The sequence below is a fragment of the Acidobacteriota bacterium genome (assembly GCA_028875725.1).
Classification (GTDB): Bacteria; Acidobacteriota; Thermoanaerobaculia; order Multivoradales; family Multivoraceae; genus Multivorans.
Map to the genome: position 1 here is coordinate 1 of JAPPCR010000017.1, position 2,996 is coordinate 2,996.

The window sequence follows — 2,996 nt, forward strand, 5'->3', positions numbered from 1 at the left end:
GGCCACGCGCAGGGAGAGCGACGGGGCGGAGCCCGAGCACACGGCCGGGTTCGAGGCGACCCTACGCTGGTAGGCCGCGCGCCGGACGCGCGTTGCCATGGCTGCGGGCGACGGGGCGCGGGCCTGGGCGTATCTGCGGCGCAACCCGGACTACCGCGCGGCGTGGGCTGAACACGCCGCGCGGCCCGTGTTCGAGGACGGTGCGGCCTTCCCGGTCCGGGTCCTGGGCGCGGCCGACCGGGCGGCGCGGCGCTTCGCGCTGCTCGCGTGGCAGGACGTATGCATCCGGCGTGGGCCGTCTGTGCGAGACGGTGAGTTTCGGCGAGTTTGAGCGATTGGAAGTGGGCGCCCTTCTGGTGCCCACCGTGGTTCACGCGGAGACGATCGCCGATGTTGAATACGGAAGGGAATACGAGGGCCGGGGACGACGGTGGGACACGTCGTCGAGCGCGACGGTGGAGCGAAGCCGAGAAGCGTCGGATCGTTGCGGAGAGCTATGCGTCCGGCGCGACGGTGTCGGCGGTGGCGAGACGCCACGACATGAACGCCAATCTGTTGTCCGACTGGCGGCGCCAGTTTCGCGAGGCGGGTGGCGAGGCCCGCTCCAGCGCCTTCGTTCCGGTGGTCGTCGCGCCGTCCGCCGAGGTGATTTCGGACGATGGCGGCGCTGCGGCGTCGGACGGGCGGATGGAGATTGTGCTGGACGGTCGCTTGCGGGTGGTTGTCGACGCGACGGTCAATGCCCCGGCGCTGGCCCGGGTTCTGGCGGTTCTCGAACCCCGATGATCCCGGTTCCGGCCGGTGTCCGGGTCTGGCTGGCGACGGGCGTGACAGACATGCGGCGCGGCATGAACACCCTGTCCCTCCAGGTCCAGGAGGGTCTTGGGCGCGACCCCCATGCGGGGGACCTCTATGTGTTCCGCGGCCGTCGAGGCGACCTCGTCAAGATTTTGTGGTTCGACGGTCTCGGGATATCGCTCTACGCCAAGCGCCTGGAGCGCGGCCGGTTCCCGTGGCCATCGACTGGCGACGGTGCGTTGTCGATCAGCGCCGCCCAGCTCGGCTACCTGCTCGAGGGGATCGATTGGCGCAACCCGGTGCGGACCTGGCGGCCGTCGCGGGCGGGCTGACCCGCAACAAAATGACTCACCGGGGCGATTGTTGTGGCGACGAATCGGGCCATGTGATTCGTTGCGCACATGAACGGCAGCCCCGACATCGATCGCCTCAAGGAGGCCCTCGCGACGGCCGAGGCGCGGGCCGCGAACGCCGAGGCGAAGGTGTCCGATGCCGAGGCCGAGATCGCCTTCCTGAAGCTGACCGTCGAGAAGCTGCGGCGGGAGCTGTTCGGCCAGCGCTCGGAGCGCAAGGAGCGTCTTCTCGACCAGCTGGAGCTCACGCTCGACGAACTGGAGACCAGCGCGACCGAGGACGAGTTGGCTGCCGAACAGGCGGCTGCCGGAACGACGCAGGTCAAGGGGTTCACCCGCCGCAAGCCGACGCGCAAGCCCTTCCCCGATCACCTGCCGCGCGAGCGCGTGGTGGTGCCGGGGCCGACATCCTGCGCGTGCTGCGGCTCGGACAAGCTGTCGAAGATCGGTGAGGACGTGACCGAGACGCTGGAGGTGATCCCGCGCCAGTGGAAGGTCATCCAGACGGTGCGCGAGAAGTTCACCTGCCGCGATTGCGAGAAGATCAGCCAGCCGCCGGCGCCGTTCCACCCGACGCCGCGCGGCTGGGCGGGTCCCAACCTGCTGGCGATGATCCTGTTCGAGAAGTACGGGGCGCACCAGCCGCTGAACCGCCAGCGCGACCGCTACGCGCGCGAGGGCGTCGACCTCAGCCTGTCGACCCTGGCCGACCAGGTGGGCGCGTGCACGGTGGCGCTGAAGCCGCTGCACGATCTGATCGCGGCCCACGTTCTGTCGGCGGATCGTCTGCACGGCGACGACACGCCGGTGCCGGTGCTGGCCAAGGGCAAGACCGATACCGGGCGGGCCTGGGTCTATGTGCGCGATGACAAGCCGTTCGGTGGGCCGGATCCGCCGGCGGCGCTGTTCCGCTACTCGCGGACCCGCTCGGGCGATCACCCCTACGAGCACCTTCGGGATTTTGCCGGGCTGCTTCAGGCCGACGCCTATGCCGGGTTCAACCGGCTGTACGCGGCCGACAGATCGCCGGGGCGGGTGATCGAGGCTCTGTGCTGGGGTCATTCGAGACGCAAGTTCTATGAACTCGCCGACATCGCGGCCGGCAAGAGGCGCGGCAAGCACGCGCCGCCGATCTCGCCGCTGGCGTTGGAGGCGGTGACGCGGATCGATGCGCTGTTCGATATCGAGCGCGAGATCAACGGCCAGTCCGCCTGGCGCCGTCTCGCGGTGCGCCGTGAGCGCAGCGCGCCGCTTGTCGCCGCCTTCGAGGCATGGATGCGGGCCGAGCGTGCGAAGCTCTCCCGCCACTCCTCCGTGGCCCGGGCGATGGATTACATGCTGAAGCGCTGGAAGGGCTTTACCCGCTTCCTTGACGACGGCCGCATCTGCCTGACGAACAACGCGGCGGAGCGCGCGCTTCGTGGTATTGCCCTGGGAAGACGGAGCTGGCTGTTCTGCGGCTCGGACCGTGGCGGCGTGCGGGCGGCGGCCATGTATACGCTGATCGGCACCGCCAAGCTCAACGGTGTCGATCCGCAGGCTTGGCTCGCCGACGTGCTCGGCCGCATCGCCGAAACTCCGCAAAGCCGGCTGGACGAACTCCTTCCGTGGAACTGGCAGCCCGCGCAGTGCCTCGATCGGGCCGCCTGAACCCACCCTCACGTCGCCTTCCGGCACACATCTCCCCGATCCGATGGTCTGACTGACCCCGCGGGTCCGGCCCGGCCTTCGTCTTCCTGTCATTCACCGTCGACCGCAAAGGCGCGGCCACTCCCACTCCCGCCAAATACCTCCACGCCCGAACCAACGTGACCGTCACTGACGGCCTTCACCGGATGCATACGG

Annotated in this window: 4 protein-coding genes; all 4 read left to right on the top strand. The window is 69.3% G+C overall.

Annotation, left to right across the window (positions count from 1 at the left end; genetic code table 11):
• The first annotated feature begins 97 nt into the window (after window positions 1-97).
• The 4 genes from OXI49_14495 (at window position 98) to OXI49_14510 (ending at window position 2,801) form a co-directional block, all read left to right on the top strand.
• Window positions 98-331 (top strand): hypothetical protein, encoded by a 234-nt coding sequence (locus OXI49_14495; protein MDE2691721.1) that lies wholly within the window; start codon window positions 98-100, stop codon window positions 329-331.
• Between the two features lie 59 nt (window positions 332-390).
• Complete coding sequence (locus tag OXI49_14500) at window positions 391-786, top strand: transposase (protein MDE2691722.1); 396 nt, start codon at window positions 391-393, stop codon at window positions 784-786.
• Complete coding sequence (gene tnpB / locus OXI49_14505) at window positions 783-1,130, top strand: IS66 family insertion sequence element accessory protein TnpB (protein ID MDE2691723.1); 348 nt, start codon at window positions 783-785, stop codon at window positions 1,128-1,130. The genes OXI49_14500 and tnpB overlap by 4 nt, the downstream gene beginning before the upstream one ends.
• 69 nt (window positions 1,131-1,199) lie before the next feature.
• Window positions 1,200-2,801: an IS66 family transposase gene (locus OXI49_14510; GenBank protein MDE2691724.1), complete on the top strand. Its 1,602-nt coding sequence runs from the start codon at window positions 1,200-1,202 to the stop codon at window positions 2,799-2,801.
• Window positions 2,802-2,996 lie beyond the last annotated feature (195 nt).